This is a genomic window from Mesorhizobium sp. M0701 (assembly GCF_040320365.1).
Lineage (GTDB): Bacteria > Pseudomonadota > Alphaproteobacteria > Rhizobiales > Rhizobiaceae > Mesorhizobium.
Genome location: NZ_JAMYPO010000001.1, coordinates 299,843 through 319,138, shown reverse-complemented (window position 1 = coordinate 319,138; position 19,296 = coordinate 299,843). Strand labels below are relative to the sequence as shown.

Genomic DNA, 19,296 nt, shown 5'->3' with positions numbered 1-19,296 from the left:
ATCCCGCATGAGAGCTATCGGCAAAAATCAGTCTTTCACCGATATGTTTATTTTTCGTACCAGCCGTTCGGATTCCGGCCGATCGAGATCGATCAACAGAAGGCCGTTCTTCAATTCCGCCGCAATCACCCGCATGCCGTCGGCCAGCACGAAACAGCGCTGGAACTGGCGCGCGGCGATGCCGCGGTGGAGAAATTCGCGCTCGGTGTCGTCGTTCTGACGGCCGCGCACGACCAACTGGTTCTCCTCCGTTGTGACATCGAGATCGCTTTCCGCGAAACCGGCGACGGCGAGCGTGATACGCAGCCTTTCGGTTTTGCCGTCGGCACCGCTGAGGCGCTCGATGTTGTAGGGAGGATAGCTGTCACCGGACTTTGCCAACCGCTCCAGCGTCTTTTCCATGGAATCGAAACCGAGGAGAAGCGGGCTGGAAAAAGGCGTCATTCGGCTCATGTTACAGTGTCCTCTCAAGAGCGACATAAAGTGGAAAAACCCGGATGGCATTTTTCCCGATGGTCTTGATATGGTCCGCCGCCCGGCAGACTTCAAGCCGTCACACGTCCCGCCCAAAAAGACTTGCCAAAACAAGGAATTGAAATGCCCCAATCCCGCAGGATCATCATCGACACTGACCCCGGCCAGGACGATGCAGTCGCCATATTGCTGGCGCTCGGCAGCGCCGAGCTGGAGATCGTCGGCATCACCGCGGTGGCCGGCAACGTGCCGTTGAAACTTACCGAAAAAAACGCCCGCAAGGTCTGCGAGCTGGCCGGCCGGACGGACGTCAAGGTCTATGCAGGCGCCATCCGGCCGCTGGCGCGCGAACTGGTCACCGCCGAGGAAGTGCATGGCAAGACCGGCCTCAACGGGCCGCAACTGCCCGAACCAAAGATGAAACTGCAGGAAGAGTATGCGGTCGATTTCATCGTCGAGACGCTGATGAGGGAGGAGAGCGGCACGATCACGCTTTGCGCGCTCGGGCCGCTCACCAACATTGCGTTGGCGCTGATCCGCGAGCCGAAAATCGCGCCGCGCATCAAGGAAATCGTGCTGATGGGCGGCGGCTTCTTCGAGGGCGGCAACGTCACGCCGACCGCCGAGTTCAACATCTATGTCGATCCGCATGCAGCCGATGTCGTGTTCAAATCCGGCATTCCGATCGTGATGATGCCGCTCGACGTCACCCACAAGGCGCTGACCACCGCCAAGCGCACGAAGGCCTTCCGTAAGCTCGGCACCAGGGTCGGCACGGCCACCGCGGACATGCTGGAATTCTTCGAACGTTTCGACGAGGAGAAATACGGTACCGACGGCGGCCCGCTGCACGATCCTTGCGTGATCGCGTATCTGCTGAAGCCGAAGCTGTTCAAGGGTCGCAACTGCAATGTCAGCGTGGAAACCGCCTCGGAGCTCACCATGGGCATGACGGTGATTGACTGGTGGGGGGTGACCAAACGGCCGAAGAACGCCATGGTGATGCGCGACATCGACCATGATGCGTTTTTCGCGCTGTTGCTGGAAAGGCTGGGGCGGCTTTAGCGCCGTCTTTCATTCCCGAAGCAGACGATACGTTTCGGTGTCGTTCATGCGACGCTGTCGCTCGATCAATACTTGCGAGCCGATGGCGCGCGGCGCGCGCGGGTCGCCATACACGAACACCAGGAGGTTACTTTCTTCGAGACGGATTCCATAGAGATAGCGGAATCCGTCACCGACCGCCCCTTCAGCATTGAGGACGTTAACCACCGTGCCTGTCACGCGCTCCACATCGACGATGGGGCTGCTCCGCCTTGCAATCAGTGCACCGATTGCCAAAATGCAGACGCCCACCACAAGGCTGGTGATAATGACGCCCCGGAGGTTTTCCCGCAGCTTCAACAAGGTGAAGGCCAGCCGCGCTCTTGCCATGGTTCAACTTGCAAATCGGTAAAAGACGAAGCCATTGTCGCGCGTGACGCGCTCGATGCCGACGCGCGAGCCGATCAGATGCGGGAGGTCGTCGTAAACCAGGACCGTCGAACCGTTCTCAAGGACCAGCAGATATTGGATATTCCGCCCTTTACCCTGTCCACTTTTGATCGTCGCATCGACCGGGTCAACCGACCGGATCGGACTTGCGTCATTCGCCCATTTGTTCAGAGCCGACGGAACCATCACCGCGAACAAACCGATGAACAGGATCACGCCAAACGCGTTCCTTTTCAAATCCGCGTAAGTCCACGGCATAGACATGAATCCCCAACTGTTGATCCATGTGGTGGCCTGAAGGCCGACTTTCAATCGGCCTTCCTATTCCAGGATGTTGCTGTTGGCGTCGCCGGGCTCGCGGCCGTTACTTCGCCTTGGAAAAGGCCAGCCACAGGCCGCCGCCGACCAGGAAGCTGCCGCTGATCCTCGACAAGAGCTTGACGCGGCCGGCCGACAGCAGGCGTCCGGCGCGGCCGGCGGCCAGCGCGTAGGTCGAATCCGAGACTGCGGCGAAGATCATCGCGGTGAGACCCATGACGCCGATCTGTAACGCGAAATTGCCTTCAGGCGCGATGAACTGCGGAAAGAAGGCGCCGAAGAACACTAGCGTCTTTGGATTGCTGATCGCCACCAGCAGCCCCTGCAAAAAGAAGCCGCCACGCGGCTTTTTTGCCGATCCGTCGGCGTTCAGCTTGCCTTTCGAGCGGAACATCTGCACGCCCATCCAGATCAGGTAGGCGGCGCCGATCAGCCGGACCCACTCGAACCAGTGGCCCATGCCGGCGATCAGCGAGGTCAATCCGATGCCGACGATGGCGATCATGATGGCCAGCCCGGCCTGGGTGCCGGCAACATTGGCGAGACCGGCGCGCGAGCCGTGGCGGATGCTGTTGGCGATGATCAGCGTCACTGTCGGCCCCGGCACCAGGATGATGACGATGCAGGCGACGACGTAGGTGGCGTAGAGTTCCAGCGACATTTTTCCCTCCACAGAATGCCGCTCGTGCGGCGCGCTGTCGCGATCAATGCATGACGATGAGTTGCGTGCAAGTCGGCGAGGCGCCGACAATACGGAGCTGATTTTAGCAGGCGCCGGCCTGCCATGGCAGCGTGGCCTCATAGGCGGCAGCCGCCCTCAGCACGGAGAGGTCACCGCGCGGTCGCCCGATCAATTGCATGCCCATTGGCCTGCCCCTGGCGTCGAAGCCCGTCGGTACGTTGACCGCCGGGCAGCCGCCCAGCGTGGCGAGCGCTGAGACCTGCATCCAGCGGTGATAGCTGTCCATGGCACGCCCGGCCACTTCCCTTGGCCAGTGGGTGACGACATCGAAGGGAAAGACCTGTGCGGCTGGCAGCGCAATCAGGTCGAAACGCTCGAAGAGCGACAGCAGCATTCGATGCCAGGACGAGCGCCTCACCGTGGCGGCATGGATCTGCGGCGCGGTGAGGCGCAGTGCATGTTCCACCTCCCAAACGGCCTCCGGCTTCAGCAGACTTCGTTTCAGGAGATCGTCGTAATGCGCCTTGAGTGCACAACCGCTGCTCGCCTGGCGAAGCGTTACAAAGGCTTGCCACAGCGCTTCGAAGTCGAATTCCGGCATCAGCGGCTCGGCCTCGAAGGATACACCCGCGAACCGGCCGAGTGCTGCCTCGCAAAGCTGTAGAATGCCTGCTTCAACCGGCAGATGACCTTCGAGATCGCCGAGCCAGGCGATACGCCCGCCGGCCGCCGGCGTTTCCACCCCTTGGAGAAACGAGCCTGGCTTATCATGCGACAGCGGCGCGCGAGGATGGTAGCCGGCCTGCACGTCGAGCAGCAGCGCCATGTCCCGCACCTTACGCCCCATCGGCCCTTCGACGCCCATTTGCGCAAGAAACACATCAAGGTCAGGGCCGGCCGGCACCAATCCCTGCGATGGACGGAAGCCATAGACATTGTTGTAGGCAGCGGGATTGCGCAGGGAACCGCCAAAATCGCTGCCATCGGCAACGGGAACCATGTCGAGCGCCAGCGCGACCGCCGCACCGCCGCTCGAGCCGCCGGCGGTCAGCGCCGGGTCAAATGCGTTGAGCGTCTGTCCGAACACGGTGTTGTAGGTGTTGGAGCCGAGCCCGAATTCGGGAACGTTGGTCTTGCCGATGATGATCGCGCCGGCCTTGCGGACGCGCTCGACGAAGAAGTCGTCTTCCTCAGGCACAAAATCGGCGAAGATCGGCGAGCCGAAGGTGGTTCTCAGGCCTTTTGTCAGCGCAAGATCCTTGATCGCGATCGGCAGGCCGAACAGCGATCCGGTATCTCCACCTCGCGCCAGATGAGCGTCAGCGCTGTCGGCCTCGCGCAGGATGTCGGCACGCTCACGCAATGAAACGATAGCGTTGACCAGCGGGTTCACCGCCTCGATCCTGTCGAGGAATGCCGCGACCACTTCGCGCACCGAAAGCTGCCGGCGCCGGATCTTCCCGGCAAGCGCCACGGCAGACAGGCGGCAGATGTCGCCGGCGGGCGGCACCGCATGCTTGGTCGTCGGGCGCATGGCTGTCATCCGGCTTCAGCCTGTAGATTTCTGCAGAGCGGCATCGACGTCCCTGGCCAGCGGGATGGCCGGCTGTGCACCGGCTTTCAGGCAGGCCAGCGAACCGGCTGCGGCAGCGCGGGCAAGCGCCTGGTCGAGCGGCAGGCCGGCTGCCAGCCCGGCTGCAAAATAGCCGCAGAACGTGTCGCCGGCGCCGACCGTATCGAGCGGACTGATCTTCAGCGCCGGAACCATCAGGAGATCGTCCGGCGTTGCCGCCAGAACGCCGTCCGCGCCAAGCGTGACGACGATGGTGCGGCCGGTTCTCGCGGCATAGTCGCGCATCCGTGCCGGGCGGTCGCGGCCATTCAACGACAGCGCCTCGCCATAGAGGTCGAACTCGGTTTCGTTGGCGACGACATAGTCGGCCTTGCCGAGGAAGCCGGCCGCGTCGCCATGGAAAGGGGCGGTGTTGAGCACGGTGATCGCGGCGGCTGTCCTTGCCGCGTCGAGTGCTGCCTCGACGGTCTGCAGCGGGATCTCCAGTTGCAGCAGCACGACGTCGCCGTTTTTTACGAAAGCCTTGGAAAGGTCACCCGGCACGACCGAATCATTGGCGCCCGGCACAACGGCGATCACGTTCTCGCCGTCGGCGCCGACCATGATCAACGCGGTACCGGTCGAGGCAAAGGTCTCGCCGACGCCGGACAGGTCGATCTTGCCGTCGCGCAGCAGCGCCAGAGCCTCGCTGGCGAAGCTGTCCTTGCCGACCGCGCCGACCATGCGCACCTTGGCCCCGGCACGGGCGGCGGCCAGCGCCTGGTTGGCGCCCTTGCCGCCGGGGGCAGTAGCGAAACCGGAGCCGCGCACCGTCTCGCCGGGACCGGGCAAGCGGTCGACACTGGCGATGAGATCGAGATTGATGGAGCCGATGACGACGATCAAGAAGTGCCTCCCGCTAGCGCATACCACTCTAATTGCGCGGGAAGCTACTCCGTAAGATCGCTGCTTGTCACCCTAGCGGTCCTTGCATCGCTCCAATCGTTCCATTCGTTGGCTATTTAAGAAGAGACCTGTCCCGCCTCCCAGCCGAGGATGGCGCGTTTGCGGGTCAGGCCCCAATGGTAGCCGGTGAGTGCGCCGGACTTGCCGAGAGCCCGGTGGCACGGCACGACGAAGGACATCGGATTGGCACCGACCGCGGCACCGACAGCCCGGCTGGCACTCGGTGCGCCGATGCGCGCGGCGATCGAGGAATAGGTGCAGGCCTGGCCCATCGGAATGCGCAGCAAGGCCTCCCAGACACGGACCTGGAAGTCTGTGCCGATCATGACAACGCGCAGCGGCTGGTCGGCGCGCCACAGCGACGGATCGAAGATGCGCGCGGCATAGGGCGCCGTCGCCGCCATGTCCTCGACATAGGTCGCATTCGGCCAGCGGCTGGTCATGTCGGCAAAGGCCGCACGCTCGCCGCCGGGGTCGTTGAAGGCGAGGCCGGCGAGGCCGCGGTCCGTCACCATGATCAGCGCGATGCCGAAAGGCGAGATATGATAGCCGTAGCGGATGGTGAGCCCTGCGCCGCGGGTTTTGTAATCCCCCGGCGACATCGCTTCGTGGGTGACGAACAGATCATGCAGCCGGCCTGGGCCGGACATGCCGAGTTCGAACGAGGTTTCAAGCAGCGGCATGCCGGCATCGAGCAGCTTGCGCGCATGATCGAGGGTGACGGCCTGCAGAAAAGCCTTGGGCGACAGGCCGGCCCAGCGGGTGAACAGCTTCTGCAGCCCGGTCGGCGTCTCGCCGACCTCCTCGGCCAGCACTTCCAACGAAGGCTGGTCGCGATAGTCGAGGCTGATCTTTTCGATGGCACGACGGACGATTTCGTAGTCGCCGCCTTCAGGCGTGATGTCTTTCTGAAGGATTGCTGTCGTTTTGAGAGGCATTTGGGCGTTCATGGCAGTATCTCCTTGAGTGCGAATATCGTCCTTCGCGGCGCCGATCACCACCCGAAACTTGCTTTCCCGCGGCATGTACCCAGATAGAGCTGGGCTTTGAATGGGGAGGACGGTCGTGGCTGGTGAAAAAGTAAACCTGACCGGGGCAAAGGAGACCTTGTTTTTGACACTTTATGGCAAGGCGCTGGAGAGCCGGCTGCCCAATTCGCTGCTCAGGGACTACTTTGCCGACGAGGCGGTGCGCAACATCGACTATGATTTCTCACGGCTCAGGGTCGACAACAATCTCGGCGTCGGTCTAGCAATCAGGGCAAAGACGCTGGACGTCTGCGTTCAGGACTTTCTCGCCCGAAATCCTGACGCCATCGTACTGCATCTCGGGTGTGGGCTCGATACGCGCATATTCCGTATCGACCCGCCAGCCGGCGTGGACTGGTTCGACGTCGACTATCCCGAAGTCATCGACCTCAGGCGCAAGCTCTATCCAGTGCGGGATCACTACCACCTGATCGCTTCGTCGGTCACCGAACCGGGATGGCTGAACGAAGTACCTCGGGATCGCCCGGCCATAGTCGTGGCGGAAGGCCTGACTCCCTACCTGGGCGCCGAGGAGGGGCAGCAACTGTTTTCTCGTTTGGTGGGACATCTTTCGAGCGGCGAACTGGTTTTCGATGCCTATAGTCGCCTGGGCCTGAAGATCATTCGCCTCAATTCCTCCTTCCGCGCCACCGGTGCCGAGGTCCACTGGAGCATCGAGAACCCGCATGAATTGGAGCGAGCCGTTCCGAAGCTGCGGTTCGTCGAGGACATCCCTGCCTATAAGCCGGCACATGCCGCTCGCATGCGCTGGTTCGCGAAACTGTTCGTTCGCCTTTGGAAATACATTCCAGCATTGCGCAAGATCGGCAGGCTGTTGCGCTATCGTTTCTGAAACGCTGGCTCAGCGCGCCTTGGCGGTCGCCAGAGCGCGCGAAAATGCGGTGGCAAAACTTTCGCGGTCGTCAGGGTTGAGGAAGCCGCCGATCGAGACGGTTTTTCCTTGCGCCTCGACCGCCATTCTGGTGATGCCGATCTCGGCGTGGCGGGCGATCGAAAAGCGCGCCCAGAACGGATTGAAGCGGTGTGCTTCCGATTTGCCTGACGGGGCAGTCTTGCGGATGTCGAGGCTGGTGCGCGACACCGATACCTCCTCGCGAGCCCGGGCGGCACGATAATTGGCGCGGAAGGCGATGTAGACGGCGATCACGTCGAGGCCGAAGAAGCCGAACACCGGCCAGGCGCCGCGCAACAGAAAAAACGCTCCAGTCACCAGCCAGCCGAACAGCAGGGCGCCCATCAGTATGGCAAAGCCGGTCTTGCCCAGCGACCGGTGCGGTGTCAGCAGCGCCTGGAAAAATGGCTCGTCGGCCTGAAATGAGGCGTTTGTGTCGCTCATTGGGGAATATTATAGGAAGGCAATGACAAGCCCCAAGCCCAAAAACTCTTCCGCGCTAAAAAAAGACCTGTTGCCCGGCCGCGGCGACGGCTCGAACGTCAAGTCGCGTCCGCGGACGGCGAGATCGCGGGCGCTTTACAGCGCGGCCGAGGTGCATGAGATTTTCCGGCGCTTTTCCGTTCAGCGGCCGGAACCGAGAGGCGAACTCGAACATATTAACGCCTTCACGCTGCTGGTGGCGGTGGTGCTTTCGGCTCAGGCGACGGACGCCGGCGTCAACAAGGCGACGCGGGCGCTGTTCAAAATTGCCGACACGCCGCAAAAGATGCTGGCGCTGGGCGAGGCCAAGCTCGGCGACCATATCCGCACCATCGGGCTATGGCGCAACAAGGCCAAGAACGTCATCGCGCTGTCGGAGGCGCTGATCCGCGACCATGGCGGCGAGGTGCCTGAGGATCGCGATCAACTGGTCGAGCTGCCGGGTGTCGGCCGCAAGACCGCCAACGTCGTGCTCAACGTGGCATTCGGCCAGCATACGATGGCGGTCGACACGCACATCTTCCGCATAGGCAACAGGCTCGGCCTGGCGCCGGGCAAGACGCCGGAACAGGTCGAGCAAGGTTTCCTGAAGATCATTCCGGATGAATATATGCGGCATGCGCATCATTGGCTGATCCTGCACGGCCGCTATGTCTGCAAGGCGCGCAAGCCGGATTGCCCGGTCTGCGTCATCGCCGATATCTGCAAGGCCAAGGAAAAGACGACCAGCGTGCCTGCACCGCTGGTGGAGATCGCGCCGCTCGGGCCAGGAGAAGCGGCTACTGAGTCAGTGCCCGGCAAGTGACTGTGAAGTTCCTCGTATGTGGCGCCGTCCACGTTCAGGAACTCTCCTCGACGAACACCTCCTCGCGCTTCTTCCTGACCGCGGGGAGAAACACGATGACGAGCACGGCAAGCGCGATGAGGAGCAGGCTGGCGCTGATCGGCCGCGTCACGAAGGTGCTCGGATCGCCGCGCGAGAGGATCATGGCGCGGCGCAGGTTTTCCTCGAGCAGCGGGCCGAGCACGAAGCCGAGCAGCAGCGGCGCAGGTTCGCAGCGCAGCTTGGTCAGGAGATAGCCAAGCAAGCCGAAGAGGGCGACGGCATAGAGGTCGTAGACGTTGGTGTTGACGCTGTAAACGCCGATCGAGCAGAACGCCATGATGATCGGGAAGAGCACGTAATACGGGATCGTAAGCAGTTTCACCCAAAGCCCGATCAGCGGCAGGTTCAAGATGATCAGCATCAGATTGCCGATCCACATCGAGGTGATGATACCCCAAAACAGCGCAGGCTGTTCGATGGCGACATTGGGGCCGGGCACGATGCCCTGGATGATCATCGCGCCGATCATCAGCGCCATTACCGGGTTGGCCGGAATGCCGAGCGTCAGCATCGGGATGAAGGAGGTTTGGGCGCCGGCATTGTTGGCCGATTCCGGTCCGGCGACGCCTTGGATGGCGCCCTTGCCGAATTCCCCGGGATTTTTCGAGACACGTTTTTCGACGGTGTAGGAGGCAAAGGCGGCAAGGATCGCGCCGCCTCCCGGCAAGATGCCGAGCGCCGAACCGATGATCGTTCCGCGCACGATGGGAGCCGCCATGCGCCGAAAATCTTCGCGGGTCGGCATAAGGCCGGAGATCTTTCGGATCAGCACGGAACGCTCATGCTCGTTTTCGAGGTTGCGCAGTATCTCGGCGACGCCGAAGACACCGACCGCCACTGCGACGAAATTCAGCCCGTCGGCATATTCGCGGATGCCGAGCGTGAAACGGGGTGTACCGGTGTAGATATCGGTGCCGACAAGGCCGAGCAGCAGGCCGAGCACGACCATGGCCAGCGCCTTGACGATCGAGCCGTGGGCGAGCGCGACGGACGAGACCAGACCGACAATCATCAGCGAAAAATACTCGGCAGCACCGAATTTCAACGCTATCGCCGTCAGCGGCGGGGCAAAGATGGCGACGAGGAAGGTCGACACCGTGCCGGCAAAGAACGAGCCTATCGCCGCGGTCGCCAGTGCCGCCCCGGCGCGGCCGTTCCTGGCCATCTGGTAGCCGTCGATGGCGGTGACGGCCGACGAGGATTCGCCGGGCATGTTGATGAGAATAGCGGTAGTCGAGCCGCCATACTGCGCGCCGTAATAGATGCCGGCGAGCATGATCAGGGAGGAAACCGGATCGCCGATCTGGAAGGTGATCGGCAACAGCATGGCAATGGTTGCGGTGGCGCCGATACCGGGCAGGACACCAATCAGCGTGCCGAGAAGGACGCCGATCAGGCAGAAACCGAGGTTTGCCAAAGATGTGGCTGTCGAAAAGCCGAGTGCGAGGTTGTTGAGGAGTTCCATTTCATCTCCTCACAACGACGTTGGCAACCACGGGCCGAAACGCCGAAACGGCAGGCCGAGTGCGTAGCTGAAGACGACGAATGCGAACAGCGTCAGGCCGGCTGACAGCACGAGTGCAGTCAGCGGCTTCATACGGCCGCTACCGAAAGATGCGATCAGCGCCGTCAGGAAGATCGACGGGATGAAGCCGAGGCCGCGCACCGTCAGGCCGAAGAAGATCGGAGCAGGCAGGATGAACAGCATGCCGCGCCACGCAATGTAACCGATCGGCTCGCTCTCGAAACGCACCGCTTGGACGAGGATGGCGGCGCCAAGCAAGATCAGCACAATTGCCAGCACCAGCGGGAAATAGCCCGGCTCCATGCGAAAGGCGGTGCCGATTTCGAGGCCCAGCGACTGCAGCGCGAAAAAGGCGCCAATAAAGATCAACAGCGCGGCGCATATGCCGTTGGTTCTGTCGATTGCGAAAGGTTTCATGGCGTCCTCCCGGCCCGCCTCACGGGCGTGCCGATGCCGGTGTAAAAACGGGGCGCTGGCGGCGCCCCGTTAAAAACCTTTAGTCGGCGTACTGGCCGGCCGCTTCGATGATCGGCTTCCAGCGCGCAATCTCACTTTCCAGCTTGGCCTTGAGCGCGGCCGGCGTGGCATCGGCCTCGGGCGACGGCTTGGTGCCGAGTTCGGCAAATCGGGCGACGACGTTCTGGTCCTTCAGCGCCACCTGCAGAGATTTCGACAGGCGTTCGGTGATCTCGGCCGGCGTGCCCTTGGGTGCATAGATGCCGTGCCAGATGCCGACCTGCACCTGGGGAAGACCGGCCTCTACCGTCGTCGGAACGTCCGGCAGCACGTCTAGCCGTTGCGGCGAGGTTACGGCATAAGCCTTGATCGTGCCGCCCTGGATCTGCTTGGTGGTATTGGTCGTCTGGTCGCACATGATGTCGACCTGGCCGCCGAGAAGATCGGTCATGGCCGGGCCGGTGCCCTTATAGGGTACGGTGACCAGCGGCGTGCCGATGGCGCTCATAAACAGCATGCCGCACAGATGCGAGGCGGCACCGATCCCGGCATTGGCAACGGTGATGCTGTCCTTGTTGGCCTTGGCGTAGTCGACCAGCCCCTTCAGATCGGTCGGCTCGAGGTCCTTGCGGCCGACGATGGTCATCGGCACCTCGGTGACGAGGCCGACATATTCGAATGCGTTCAGCGTGTCGTAGGCGAGCTTTCTGTAGAGCGTAGCACTTGTCGCCATGCCGATGTGATGGAGGAGCAGCGTGTAGCCGTCAGGCTCGGCATTTGCGACGCGGCCGGCGCCCAGTGTGCCGCCGGCGCCGCCGACATTCTCGACGATGACCTGCTGGCCGAGGTCCTTCGACATGGCTTCCGCGACAAGACGCGTGACGGTGTCAGTAGGGCCGCCGGCCGAAAACGGCACGACAATGGTGATGGTGCGTTCGGGGTAGGTCTGCGCGCCAGCGGCCGGTGGGTAAAGCATGGCGGCCGCAGCGACAGCCAGCGCGGCGACGAATTTTCTCATCGTGATTCCTCCCAGGATACGAATTACCAACCGCTGCGCGGAGTTCCTCTCAAAACCGAATGTAGATGGAGCAATAACTAGCGCAACCCGACAAATGACAATCGGCCTCGAATGGCAAACTGCACGTTTGTCCGCGCAAATGAGTGGAAAGGTTGGGCCGCGCGATGCCGTTCCTCCGACCTATCTTAATAACCGTAGCCGCGCGCTATCGCCGCCGCGAACACCGGGATCAAGAGGAAGATGAAGGCCGCGGTGCGGACATAGGTGCGAACGGACGCTAGCTCCGCCGCAGGAACCTGGAAGCCGGGACTGACGCTCGCCTGCCTGTTCCAGGACAGGAAACGGATGGTCGGGATAATCGACAACAGGCCGACAATGGCGAAAGCGGCCATCTTTGCCCAGAACATCCAATTGTACACGTAGAATTCCCAGCCTTTCAGACCATAGACGACGCGGCCGATGCCGATGACGATGATCAGCATGGCAATGATGCCGTAGTGGCGGTCGATGCCGACGAGCCGCTTCAGCGTCGCGGCGGACAAGTCGCTGCGGATCAGGACGAATTCGGCGCCGATGATGCCTGCCAGCGAAAACACCAGCAGATGATGGAAGATGGCAAGCACAAGGTCGGTGGTGTCCATGCTGTATTCCCTCTGTCGGACGGCAGCGCCGAAACCCAACGCGCCTGAACCAGTACTGGAGAAAACTAACACCGCCTGGCAGGATTCACATCAGCCTGGAAGATGATCTACACAGCCTTGGCTCTTGTTTTTCGCAACGGATTTGGATTTCCCGTCTCGTGCGTGTCGCTGTCCCCACGTTTGGAAGACCTGCATTAGGCACCGGCAACACAACCGAGACATGACCATGGCCAGTCCGCATACAATTGTCGCCCCAGTGATTGAGACCTCGCGCACGGTCCTGCGGCCGCACCGGCTTGACGATTTCGACGCCTATGTCGCTATGTGGGCCGATCCCGTCGTCACCCGCTTTATCGGCGGCAAGCCGCGCACGCGAGAGGAAAGCTGGATGCGTTTCCTGCGCCATGCCGGCCTGTGGTCGCTTCTGGGCTACGGCTTCTGGGCGGTCGAGGAAAAGGCGACCAGCCGCTTCATCGGCGAGGCCGGCTTCCACGACCTGAAACGCGACATGACGCCGTCGATCGAGGGCATTCCGGAAACCGGCTGGGCTCTGGTTTCGGGCGCGCATGGCCACGGGTTGGCCAGCGAAGTCGTCGCACGGGTGCTTGCCTGGGGCGATGAGGCATTTGCAGCCGCGAAGACCGTCTGCATCATCGATCCGGAAAACACCGGCTCGCTGAACGTCGCGGCAAAATGCGGTTATGGCGAAGTGCACGAACCGTCTACCAAGGCAAGCCGACCATCCTGCTGGAGCGGCAGCCCTGACGGACGCTGTCTGGCCTCTGCCTGCCACGTCGTCCGGCGTCGAGTTCGCCTGCCTGAAGATCGCACAGGCCGATTGTGCCGCATGCGGCGTGTTCTGTCTTTGACAGGAAGACGCAAACTCTGCATGAATTTTATCGAGCGGGTCTGAAGTCAGGCCACGTTTCTGGCAGGCACCGGAGGAGGTGTCGCGATTTGGAGGAATCCCATGCTGAACAGACGCCGATTCTTGATGAGCACCGCTGCAGCAGGTGCTGCCGGACTGGCGGCATCGCATTTTATCCCCGCCTTCGCGCAGGACGCACCGCAGCTGCAGATTTTCGTGCCGGCGGCGCCGGGCGGCGGCTGGGACCAGACGGCGCGCGCCATGGACCAGGTGCTGCGGGGCGAAAAACTGATCTCCGGCTCGCAGATCACCAATGTCGGCGGCGCCGGCGGTACTGTCGGCCTGCCGCAATTCGTCAACCAGTGGAAGGGCAAGGGCAATGCGCTGATGGTGGCTGGCATGGTCATGGTCGGCGCGATCATCGCCAACAAGGCGGCTAACAACCTTACCGAGGTCACGCCAATCGCCCGCCTCACCGGCGAGTTCGAGGCGCTTGTGGTGCCGGCCGCCTCGCCATTCAAGACTGCGGCCGACTTTGTTGCCGCCCTCAAAGCCGACCCGACGCAGGTTCCGGTCGCCGGCGGTTCGGCTGGCGGCTCGGACCACATCTTGTTCGGCCTCATCGCCAAGACCGTCGGTGTTCCGGCCACCAATCTCTCCTATGTGCCGTTTGCCGGCGGCGGCGAGGCGCTCTCGGCGCTGCTCGGCAACCAGGTCGCGGCCGGCATCTCCGGCTATGGCGAGTTCGCCGAACAGGTCAAGGCGGGTGCGCTGCGGCTGCTGGCCATCTCCGCGGATAAACGCCAGGAGGGAATCGATGCGCCGACGATGAAGGAAGCCGGCATCGATGTCGAGCTGTTCAACTGGCGCGGCGTCTTCGCACCGCCCGGCGTCTCGGACGCCGACAAGGCAGCAATGATCAAGCTGATCGAGACCATGGCCAAGAGCGACGCCTGGGCCACCGAATGCAAGAACCGCAACTGGACGCAGATCCTGCTCACCGGTGACGATTATGCGAAATTCGTCGCCGAAGACACGGCCCGCATCGGGACGATCCTCAAGGACCTCGGTCTAGCGTGATGCTCTCGGCAAGGGGTGGCAGCCTGCGCCAACCCTTGCCGACTTTCGCCAGCCGCATGGACATACGCGGCGCCGGAGGTGAAACTACGCCGAGATCGGCCGAGTGAGACCGGTCCAAGGAGAACCGGCCCCAAGGGACCGACATTGGGAGGACGATGATGAGCACCAGCGACCAGCCGGCGCCGCCGCGCCTTGCAGTACCCGAACTGCTGATCGGCGTCGGGCTCCTCGCCTGTGCCGGTGCGGTTGCCTGGCAGACGCTGGCAATCCCGGTGTCGCCGCTCTATTCCAAGGTCGGTCCGACCGTCTTTCCCTACATCACCATGACCGGGATGGTGATCCTGTCGCTGCTGCTCATCATTGCCGCCTTGCGGGGCGGCTGGCAGCCGGAGGACGAAAAGGAGACGCCGACCGACTGGAAGGCGATGGGCATCGCCGCCCTCGGACTGATCGCCAACCTGGTGCTGATCCAGCCGCTCGGCTTTACCGCGGCATCTGTCATCATGTTCGTTCTCATCTGCCACGGTTTCGGCAGCCGGCGTCCGCTGCGTGACGTGCTGCTCGGGCTGATCCTGGCGCTGGCCGCCTATTTCGGCTTTGCCAGGGCGCTTGGCGTCAATATCGGTGCCGGCTTCATCGAAAACCAGCTGAACGCGACCGTCGATTCGATCGTTGCCATGCTGAGGGGCTGACGCCATGGAAACGCTTGGCCATCTCGCGCACGGATTTTCGGTCGCCTTCTCGCCGATCAATCTCATATGGTGCCTGGTCGGCACCACGCTGGGGACTGCCATCGGCGTGCTGCCCGGCCTCGGGCCGGCACTGACCATCGCGCTGCTGTTGCCGATCACCTATCAGGTGGCGCCGGAGGCATCCTTCATCCTGTTTGCCGGCGTCTACTACGGCGCCATGTATGGCGGCTCGACGACATCGATCCTGCTCAACACGCCTGGCGAAAGCGCCACCATCGTCACCGCGCTGGAAGGCAACCGGATGGCCCGCTCCGGCCGTGGCGGTGCGGCCCTGGCGACCTCGGCGATCGGCTCCTTCGTCGCCGGCACGCTGGGCACGATCGGCGTTGCCTTCCTGGCGCCGATCGTCGTCAAATTCGCGCTGGCCTTCGGCCCGGCCGAATATTTCTCGCTGATGGTGCTGGCCTTCATCACGGTTTCGGCGGTGCTCGGCTCGTCGTCGGTGCGCGGCCTGACCAGCCTGTTCGTCGGCTTCGTCGTCGGCATGATTGGCGTCGACCTGCAGACGGGGCAGCCGCGCTTCACCTTCGGCATGAGCGAATTGTTGGACGGCGTCGACGTCATCGTCGTCGCCGTTGGCCTGTTCGCCGTTGGCGAGACGCTTTACATGGCCTCGCGCCGCTATGCCGGCAAGGACGACATCGTGCCGTTGAAAGGGTCGCTCTACATGACCGCGGCTGAATGGTCGCGCTCGTGGAGGCCATGGCTGCGCGGCTCCCTGATCGGCTTCCCGATCGGCGCCATGCCGGCCGGCGGCGCCGAAATCCCGACCTTCCTCTCCTATGCCATCGAGAAGAAACTCTCCAGACACAAGGAGGAGTTCGGCACGGTCGGCGCCATCGAGGGCGTTGCCGGGCCGGAAGCGGCCAACAATGCATCCGCGGCCGGCGTGCTGGTGCCGATGCTGACGCTCGGCCTGCCGACCTCGGCGACGGCCGCGATCATGCTGTCGGCGTTCCAGAGCTACGGTATCAATCCGGGGCCGCTGCTGCTGACGACGCAGGCCGACCTGGTGTGGGGGCTGATCGCCAGCCTGTTCATCGCCAATGTCATCCTCGTCGTCCTCAACCTGCCGCTGATCGGGCTCTGGGTGCGATTGCTGAAGATCCCGGCGCCGCAGCTCTATGCCGGCATCCTGGTGTTCGCCACGGTCGGCACCTACGGCATCTCGCAATCGCCGATCGACCTCGTCATCCTCTATCTGCTCGGTGCCGCCGGTTTCCTGATGCGGCGTTTCGATTTTCCGACCGCGCCCGTCATCATCGGCATGATTCTCGGGCCGCTTGCCGAAACGCAGTTCCGCCGCGCGATGACCATCTCCAACGGCGATTGGACGGTGTTCTACAAGCATCCGCTGTCGCTGACGCTGCTGACGCTGGCCTTCATCGGGCTGGTTGGACCGCATATCTGGGCCTACATCGAGCACAGACGCATGCGTGGACCGGAGCACGTGCCGGGCGATGCCTGAGCTGTTCGTGACGTCATGACAGACCTGCTTTCCGGCATCCGCATCCTTGACCTGACCAATGTGCTGGCCGGCCCCTATTGCGCCTACCAGCTGGCGTTGCTCGGGGCCGACGTCATCAAGGTCGAGACGCCGCAAGGCGGTGATCTGGCGCGCCAGCTCGGCGCCTCGCCGGAGCTCAACCGGGCGGGCATGGGCGCTTCGTTCCTGGCGCAGAATGCCGGCAAACGCTCGGTGGCGCTCGATCTCAAGCAGGAGGCCGGCCGCGAACGCTTCCTCGATCTGGTCGCTTCGGCCGACGCGCTGGTCGAGAATTTCCGCCCCGGCGTAATGGACCGGCTGGGGCTTGGCCATGCCAGGCTGAAGGAGGTCCGGCCAAGCCTTGTCTATTGTGCGATATCGGGCTTCGGCCAGACCGGGCCGATGCGCGACAATCCAGCCTACGACCAGATCATCCAGGGTCTTTCCGGCACCATGAGCATCACCGGTACACCGGAAACGGCGCCGCTGCGTGTCGGCTATCCCGTCGCCGATACGCTTGGCGGGCTGGTCGGGGCGTTCGCCATTACCGCCGCATTGGTCAAGCAGAAGACGACAGGCGAGGGCGCGTTCCTGGACGTGTCGATGCTCGAATGCACGCTTTCTGCGCTCGGCTGGCCGGTGTCGAACTATCTGACGGCGGACGTCGAGCCGCAGCCGATGGGCAATGAAAACATGACGGCCGCACCGTCTGGCGCGTTTCGCACCGGCGACGGCTTGCTCAACATCGCCGCCAACAAGCAGGAGCAGTTCGTCGCGCTCTGCCGATTGATCGGCCGGCCGGAGCTGGCCTCGGATGTCCGCTTTGCCGAGCGAGAAACGCGCAAGCAGAACCGCATTGCATTGAAAGCGCTGATCGAGGATGCCTTGGCGAGCGGCTCGGCCGCCGCCTGGGAGGAGACGTTCAATCGCGCCGGCGTGCCGGCAGGCCGGGTGCTGACAATCCCGCAGATACTGCAGGAGCGACAGGTGATCGAGCGCGGCATGACGGCGCGCTTCCCGGCTGTGTCCGGGATGGACCAGCCGCTGACCGTGGTGCGCGGCGGCTTCATGGTCGATGGCGAGGCACCTTTGCCGAGCAGGCCGCCGCCGGGGCTCGGCGAGCATATGGACGAGGTTTTTGCCGGCCTGCCGCCGCGTGCCAGGAAAAGAGCGAAGGCATGAGCGGAGCGCAAAACAAGACTGGTCGCGCACGCGGCGAGGAATGGTGGCAGACCGGCATCATCGAGATGCGCCCCGGCGTCATCCGGCTGCGCGGCTATGAAATCCAGGATCTGATCGGCCGCGTCAGCTTTCCGGCAATGATCTGGCTGATGCTGCGCGGCGAACTGCCAAGCGAGGAGCAGGCGGCGCTGCTTGGCATCGCGCTGGGTGCTGCCGTCGACCATGGGCCGCAGGCGCCGTCGATCGCCATCGCCCGTATGGCGATCACCTGCGGCGTCGGCATCAACAGCGCCATGGCATCAGCCGTCAACGTGCTTGGCGATGTGCATGGCGGCGCCGGCGAACAGGCGCTTTCCTTCTACGGAGACATCGCTGCCGAACTGGACGCCGGCATGCCGCTTGCGGACGCCGTGTCGGCGCGGCTCGATCGTTTCCTTGCCGGGGAAAACGGTTATGTGCCCGGGCTCGGCCATCGTTTCCATCCGGTCGACCCGCGGGCGCCCCGCCTCATCGAGCTAACCCGCGACTTTGCCGCGCGCGGCATCGTCAGCGGGCGCTTCGCCGATATCGCCGAGGCGATCGAGGCCGAGGTGGCGCGGCGCAAGGGCAAAAAAATCCCGCTCAATATCGACGGCGCCACGGCCGTCATCTACGGCGAGCTCGGCTTTCCGCCGCCGCTGACGCGCGGCCTTTTCGTGCTGTCGCGCTCGGTCGGCATCCTCGCACATGCGTGGGAACAGTCGCAGGAAAGCGACCGCAACAAGGGGCCGCTGCCGCGCGAATGGCTGTGGGCCTATACCGGCACGCCGGCGCGGCCTCTGCCCGAGGAAGACGATGGCAGTCATTGAGGCATCGGTTCAAGAGACGGCGGCGGCGGGCGCTGGAACCAATTCCATCCCGACACAGTCGGGGCGGGCCTCCATCTTCTATTGAGCGGGATCTTTTCCGAACGCCGGACTCTGCTTTTTGGGATTATGCTCCAGCTCGGCAATCCTGATGTTTCTCACCAGCGTCGAAAGATCCGGCTCGTCGATGAGCAACGCCGCGTCGGCTGGTGCCAGCCATGCCCGCTGCCGCCTCCTGGCTTCCTGCCAGTCGGCAAGTTCCTCGGTTACTTCCAGCAAATAGACGACGACGTCGACACGGACGAAGCGGTTTGCCAGCCGCTTCCAGTAGCAATAGGTGCCGGCCGGTTGTTTCAGTGTCTTGCCGAGAACGCCGGCTTCTTCCTGTGCTTCGACAGTGGCCGCCTTGCGGCCGCTCTTGCCCTTCATCGGCCAGCCCTTCGGCACGATGAAGCGCCTCGTCGTTCGCGATGTGACCAGCATCACCTCGACATCGCCATGCTCGTTCAGCCGAAAGGGAATCGCCGCGACCTGGCGAACCCCGTCGCCCTTCCTTGCCTTGCGTACAACCTTCTTCTTGCTGGCTGCCATTCGATAATCCAGTCGAATCGGTGCCCAGACGGCAAGGGCAGCGTTGCAAACTCGCC

General features: G+C 63.1%; 21 protein-coding genes and 1 pseudogene. 9 read left to right on the top strand and 13 right to left on the bottom strand.

Features of this window, described 5'->3' with window-relative positions:
* Nucleotides 1–27: 27 nt before the first annotated feature.
* Nucleotides 28–453 carry an Hsp20 family protein gene (locus tag NKI24_RS01570; RefSeq protein WP_352448320.1) on the bottom strand — a complete coding sequence of 142 codons (426 nt, stop codon included), beginning with the start codon at nucleotides 451–453 and terminating at the stop codon, nucleotides 28–30.
* 144 nt (nucleotides 454–597) lie between these two features.
* Between NKI24_RS01570 and NKI24_RS01565 the strand changes: the two genes are divergently transcribed.
* Entirely contained in the window at nucleotides 598–1,539 is a 942-nt protein-coding gene (locus NKI24_RS01565; RefSeq protein WP_352742961.1) for a nucleoside hydrolase, read from the top strand.
* Between the two features lie 9 nt (nucleotides 1,540–1,548).
* On the opposite strand, the gene NKI24_RS01560 is transcribed toward NKI24_RS01565, so the two are convergent.
* From NKI24_RS01560 to NKI24_RS01535, 6 genes are all read right to left on the bottom strand, one after another.
* Nucleotides 1,549–1,908, bottom strand: coding sequence for a hypothetical protein (locus tag NKI24_RS01560; protein ID WP_352448318.1), 360 nt, complete (start codon nucleotides 1,906–1,908; stop codon nucleotides 1,549–1,551).
* A gap of 3 nt (nucleotides 1,909–1,911) precedes the next feature.
* Nucleotides 1,912–2,280 carry a hypothetical protein gene (locus NKI24_RS01555; RefSeq protein WP_352448317.1) on the bottom strand — a complete coding sequence of 123 codons (369 nt, stop codon included), beginning with the start codon at nucleotides 2,278–2,280 and terminating at the stop codon, nucleotides 1,912–1,914.
* Between the two features lie 52 nt (nucleotides 2,281–2,332).
* On the bottom strand, nucleotides 2,333–2,947 hold the full coding sequence (locus NKI24_RS01550; RefSeq protein WP_352742959.1) for a LysE family translocator: 615 nt from the start codon (nucleotides 2,945–2,947) through the stop codon (nucleotides 2,333–2,335).
* A 103-nt stretch (nucleotides 2,948–3,050) separates the two neighbouring features.
* Nucleotides 3,051–4,511: an amidase gene (locus tag NKI24_RS01545; protein ID WP_352742957.1), complete on the bottom strand. Its 1,461-nt coding sequence runs from the start codon at nucleotides 4,509–4,511 to the stop codon at nucleotides 3,051–3,053.
* Between the two features lie 6 nt (nucleotides 4,512–4,517).
* Nucleotides 4,518–5,426 (bottom strand): ribokinase, encoded by a 909-nt coding sequence (locus NKI24_RS01540; protein WP_352448315.1) that lies wholly within the window; start codon nucleotides 5,424–5,426, stop codon nucleotides 4,518–4,520.
* Nucleotides 5,427–5,542: 116 nt separating this feature from the next.
* Entirely contained in the window at nucleotides 5,543–6,436 is an 894-nt protein-coding gene (locus tag NKI24_RS01535) for a methylated-DNA--[protein]-cysteine S-methyltransferase (protein ID WP_352448314.1), read from the bottom strand.
* A 115-nt stretch (nucleotides 6,437–6,551) separates the two neighbouring features.
* Here NKI24_RS01535 and NKI24_RS01530 point away from each other — a divergent pair, with 115 nt between their 5' ends.
* The gene (locus tag NKI24_RS01530; protein ID WP_352742955.1) at nucleotides 6,552–7,367 is read left to right on the top strand and encodes a class I SAM-dependent methyltransferase; all 816 of its coding nucleotides are present in this window, start codon (nucleotides 6,552–6,554) and stop codon (nucleotides 7,365–7,367) included.
* Between the two features lie 9 nt (nucleotides 7,368–7,376).
* On the opposite strand, the gene NKI24_RS01525 is transcribed toward NKI24_RS01530, so the two are convergent.
* Nucleotides 7,377–7,871, bottom strand: a complete 495-nt coding sequence (locus tag NKI24_RS01525) for a DUF2244 domain-containing protein (protein ID WP_352742953.1) — start codon at nucleotides 7,869–7,871, stop codon at nucleotides 7,377–7,379.
* 22 nt (nucleotides 7,872–7,893) lie between these two features.
* Here NKI24_RS01525 and nth point away from each other — a divergent pair, with 22 nt between their 5' ends.
* The gene (nth, locus tag NKI24_RS01520; RefSeq protein ID WP_352742951.1) at nucleotides 7,894–8,715 is read left to right on the top strand and encodes an endonuclease III; all 822 of its coding nucleotides are present in this window, start codon (nucleotides 7,894–7,896) and stop codon (nucleotides 8,713–8,715) included.
* A gap of 34 nt (nucleotides 8,716–8,749) precedes the next feature.
* Here nth and NKI24_RS01515 read toward each other — a convergent pair whose 3' ends face one another.
* The 4 genes from NKI24_RS01515 to NKI24_RS01500 form a co-directional block, all read right to left on the bottom strand.
* Nucleotides 8,750–10,261, bottom strand: coding sequence for a tripartite tricarboxylate transporter permease (locus tag NKI24_RS01515; protein ID WP_352448310.1), 1,512 nt, complete (start codon nucleotides 10,259–10,261; stop codon nucleotides 8,750–8,752).
* 9 nt (nucleotides 10,262–10,270) lie between these two features.
* On the bottom strand, nucleotides 10,271–10,738 hold the full coding sequence (locus NKI24_RS01510) for a tripartite tricarboxylate transporter TctB family protein (protein WP_352742949.1): 468 nt from the start codon (nucleotides 10,736–10,738) through the stop codon (nucleotides 10,271–10,273).
* 79 nt (nucleotides 10,739–10,817) lie between these two features.
* A complete protein-coding gene (locus NKI24_RS01505; protein ID WP_352742174.1) occupies nucleotides 10,818–11,795 on the bottom strand; it encodes a tripartite tricarboxylate transporter substrate-binding protein in 978 nt (325 codons plus the stop codon).
* Between the two features lie 185 nt (nucleotides 11,796–11,980).
* Complete coding sequence (locus tag NKI24_RS01500) at nucleotides 11,981–12,436, bottom strand: DUF2214 family protein (protein ID WP_352742946.1); 456 nt, start codon at nucleotides 12,434–12,436, stop codon at nucleotides 11,981–11,983.
* A gap of 226 nt (nucleotides 12,437–12,662) precedes the next feature.
* On the opposite strand from NKI24_RS01500, the pseudogene NKI24_RS01495 reads away from it, so the two are divergent.
* From NKI24_RS01495 to NKI24_RS01470, 6 genes and pseudogenes are all read left to right on the top strand, one after another.
* Nucleotides 12,663–13,201, top strand: a pseudogene (locus NKI24_RS01495) (GNAT family N-acetyltransferase).
* Nucleotides 13,202–13,406: 205 nt separating this feature from the next.
* Entirely contained in the window at nucleotides 13,407–14,384 is a 978-nt protein-coding gene (locus NKI24_RS01490; protein ID WP_352742944.1) for a Bug family tripartite tricarboxylate transporter substrate binding protein, read from the top strand.
* 158 nt (nucleotides 14,385–14,542) lie between these two features.
* Nucleotides 14,543–15,076: a tripartite tricarboxylate transporter TctB family protein gene (locus NKI24_RS01485; RefSeq protein WP_352576249.1), complete on the top strand. Its 534-nt coding sequence runs from the start codon at nucleotides 14,543–14,545 to the stop codon at nucleotides 15,074–15,076.
* A gap of 4 nt (nucleotides 15,077–15,080) precedes the next feature.
* A complete protein-coding gene (locus NKI24_RS01480) occupies nucleotides 15,081–16,604 on the top strand; it encodes a tripartite tricarboxylate transporter permease (protein ID WP_352742942.1) in 1,524 nt (507 codons plus the stop codon).
* Nucleotides 16,605–16,619: 15 nt separating this feature from the next.
* Nucleotides 16,620–17,804, top strand: coding sequence for a CaiB/BaiF CoA transferase family protein (locus NKI24_RS01475; RefSeq protein ID WP_352742940.1), 1,185 nt, complete (start codon nucleotides 16,620–16,622; stop codon nucleotides 17,802–17,804).
* Nucleotides 17,801–18,652, top strand: a complete 852-nt coding sequence (locus NKI24_RS01470; protein WP_352576222.1) for a citryl-CoA lyase — start codon at nucleotides 17,801–17,803, stop codon at nucleotides 18,650–18,652. The genes NKI24_RS01475 and NKI24_RS01470 overlap by 4 nt, the downstream gene beginning before the upstream one ends.
* Before the next feature lie 78 nt (nucleotides 18,653–18,730).
* Here NKI24_RS01470 and NKI24_RS01465 read toward each other — a convergent pair whose 3' ends face one another.
* Nucleotides 18,731–19,240 carry an NUDIX hydrolase gene (locus tag NKI24_RS01465; RefSeq protein ID WP_352742938.1) on the bottom strand — a complete coding sequence of 170 codons (510 nt, stop codon included), beginning with the start codon at nucleotides 19,238–19,240 and terminating at the stop codon, nucleotides 18,731–18,733.
* Nucleotides 19,241–19,296 lie beyond the last annotated feature (56 nt).

What these genes read in the sequence shown, in the direction of transcription:
- NKI24_RS01525 (WP_352742953.1), bottom strand. Translation starts at nt 7,871, where the DNA reads ATGAGCGACACAAACGCCTCATTTCAGGCCGACGAGCCATTTTTCCAG.
- NKI24_RS01500 (WP_352742946.1), bottom strand. Translation starts at nt 12,436, where the DNA reads ATGGACACCACCGACCTTGTGCTTGCCATCTTCCATCATCTGCTGGTG.
- NKI24_RS01475 (WP_352742940.1), top strand. Translation starts at nt 16,620, where the DNA reads ATGACAGACCTGCTTTCCGGCATCCGCATCCTTGACCTGACCAATGTG.
- NKI24_RS01480 (WP_352742942.1), top strand. Translation starts at nt 15,081, where the DNA reads ATGGAAACGCTTGGCCATCTCGCGCACGGATTTTCGGTCGCCTTCTCG.
- NKI24_RS01565 (WP_352742961.1), top strand. Translation starts at nt 598, where the DNA reads ATGCCCCAATCCCGCAGGATCATCATCGACACTGACCCCGGCCAGGAC.
- NKI24_RS01485 (WP_352576249.1), top strand. Translation starts at nt 14,543, where the DNA reads ATGAGCACCAGCGACCAGCCGGCGCCGCCGCGCCTTGCAGTACCCGAA.
- NKI24_RS01550 (WP_352742959.1), bottom strand. Translation starts at nt 2,947, where the DNA reads ATGTCGCTGGAACTCTACGCCACCTACGTCGTCGCCTGCATCGTCATC.
- NKI24_RS01470 (WP_352576222.1), top strand. Translation starts at nt 17,801, where the DNA reads ATGAGCGGAGCGCAAAACAAGACTGGTCGCGCACGCGGCGAGGAATGG.
- NKI24_RS01490 (WP_352742944.1), top strand. Translation starts at nt 13,407, where the DNA reads ATGCTGAACAGACGCCGATTCTTGATGAGCACCGCTGCAGCAGGTGCT.
- NKI24_RS01560 (WP_352448318.1), bottom strand. Translation starts at nt 1,908, where the DNA reads ATGGCAAGAGCGCGGCTGGCCTTCACCTTGTTGAAGCTGCGGGAAAAC.
- NKI24_RS01535 (WP_352448314.1), bottom strand. Translation starts at nt 6,436, where the DNA reads ATGAACGCCCAAATGCCTCTCAAAACGACAGCAATCCTTCAGAAAGAC.
- NKI24_RS01510 (WP_352742949.1), bottom strand. Translation starts at nt 10,738, where the DNA reads ATGAAACCTTTCGCAATCGACAGAACCAACGGCATATGCGCCGCGCTG.
- NKI24_RS01505 (WP_352742174.1), bottom strand. Translation starts at nt 11,795, where the DNA reads ATGAGAAAATTCGTCGCCGCGCTGGCTGTCGCTGCGGCCGCCATGCTT.
- NKI24_RS01465 (WP_352742938.1), bottom strand. Translation starts at nt 19,240, where the DNA reads ATGGCAGCCAGCAAGAAGAAGGTTGTACGCAAGGCAAGGAAGGGCGAC.
- nth (WP_352742951.1), top strand. Translation starts at nt 7,894, where the DNA reads ATGACAAGCCCCAAGCCCAAAAACTCTTCCGCGCTAAAAAAAGACCTG.
- NKI24_RS01515 (WP_352448310.1), bottom strand. Translation starts at nt 10,261, where the DNA reads ATGGAACTCCTCAACAACCTCGCACTCGGCTTTTCGACAGCCACATCT.
- NKI24_RS01545 (WP_352742957.1), bottom strand. Translation starts at nt 4,511, where the DNA reads ATGACAGCCATGCGCCCGACGACCAAGCATGCGGTGCCGCCCGCCGGC.
- NKI24_RS01570 (WP_352448320.1), bottom strand. Translation starts at nt 453, where the DNA reads ATGAGCCGAATGACGCCTTTTTCCAGCCCGCTTCTCCTCGGTTTCGAT.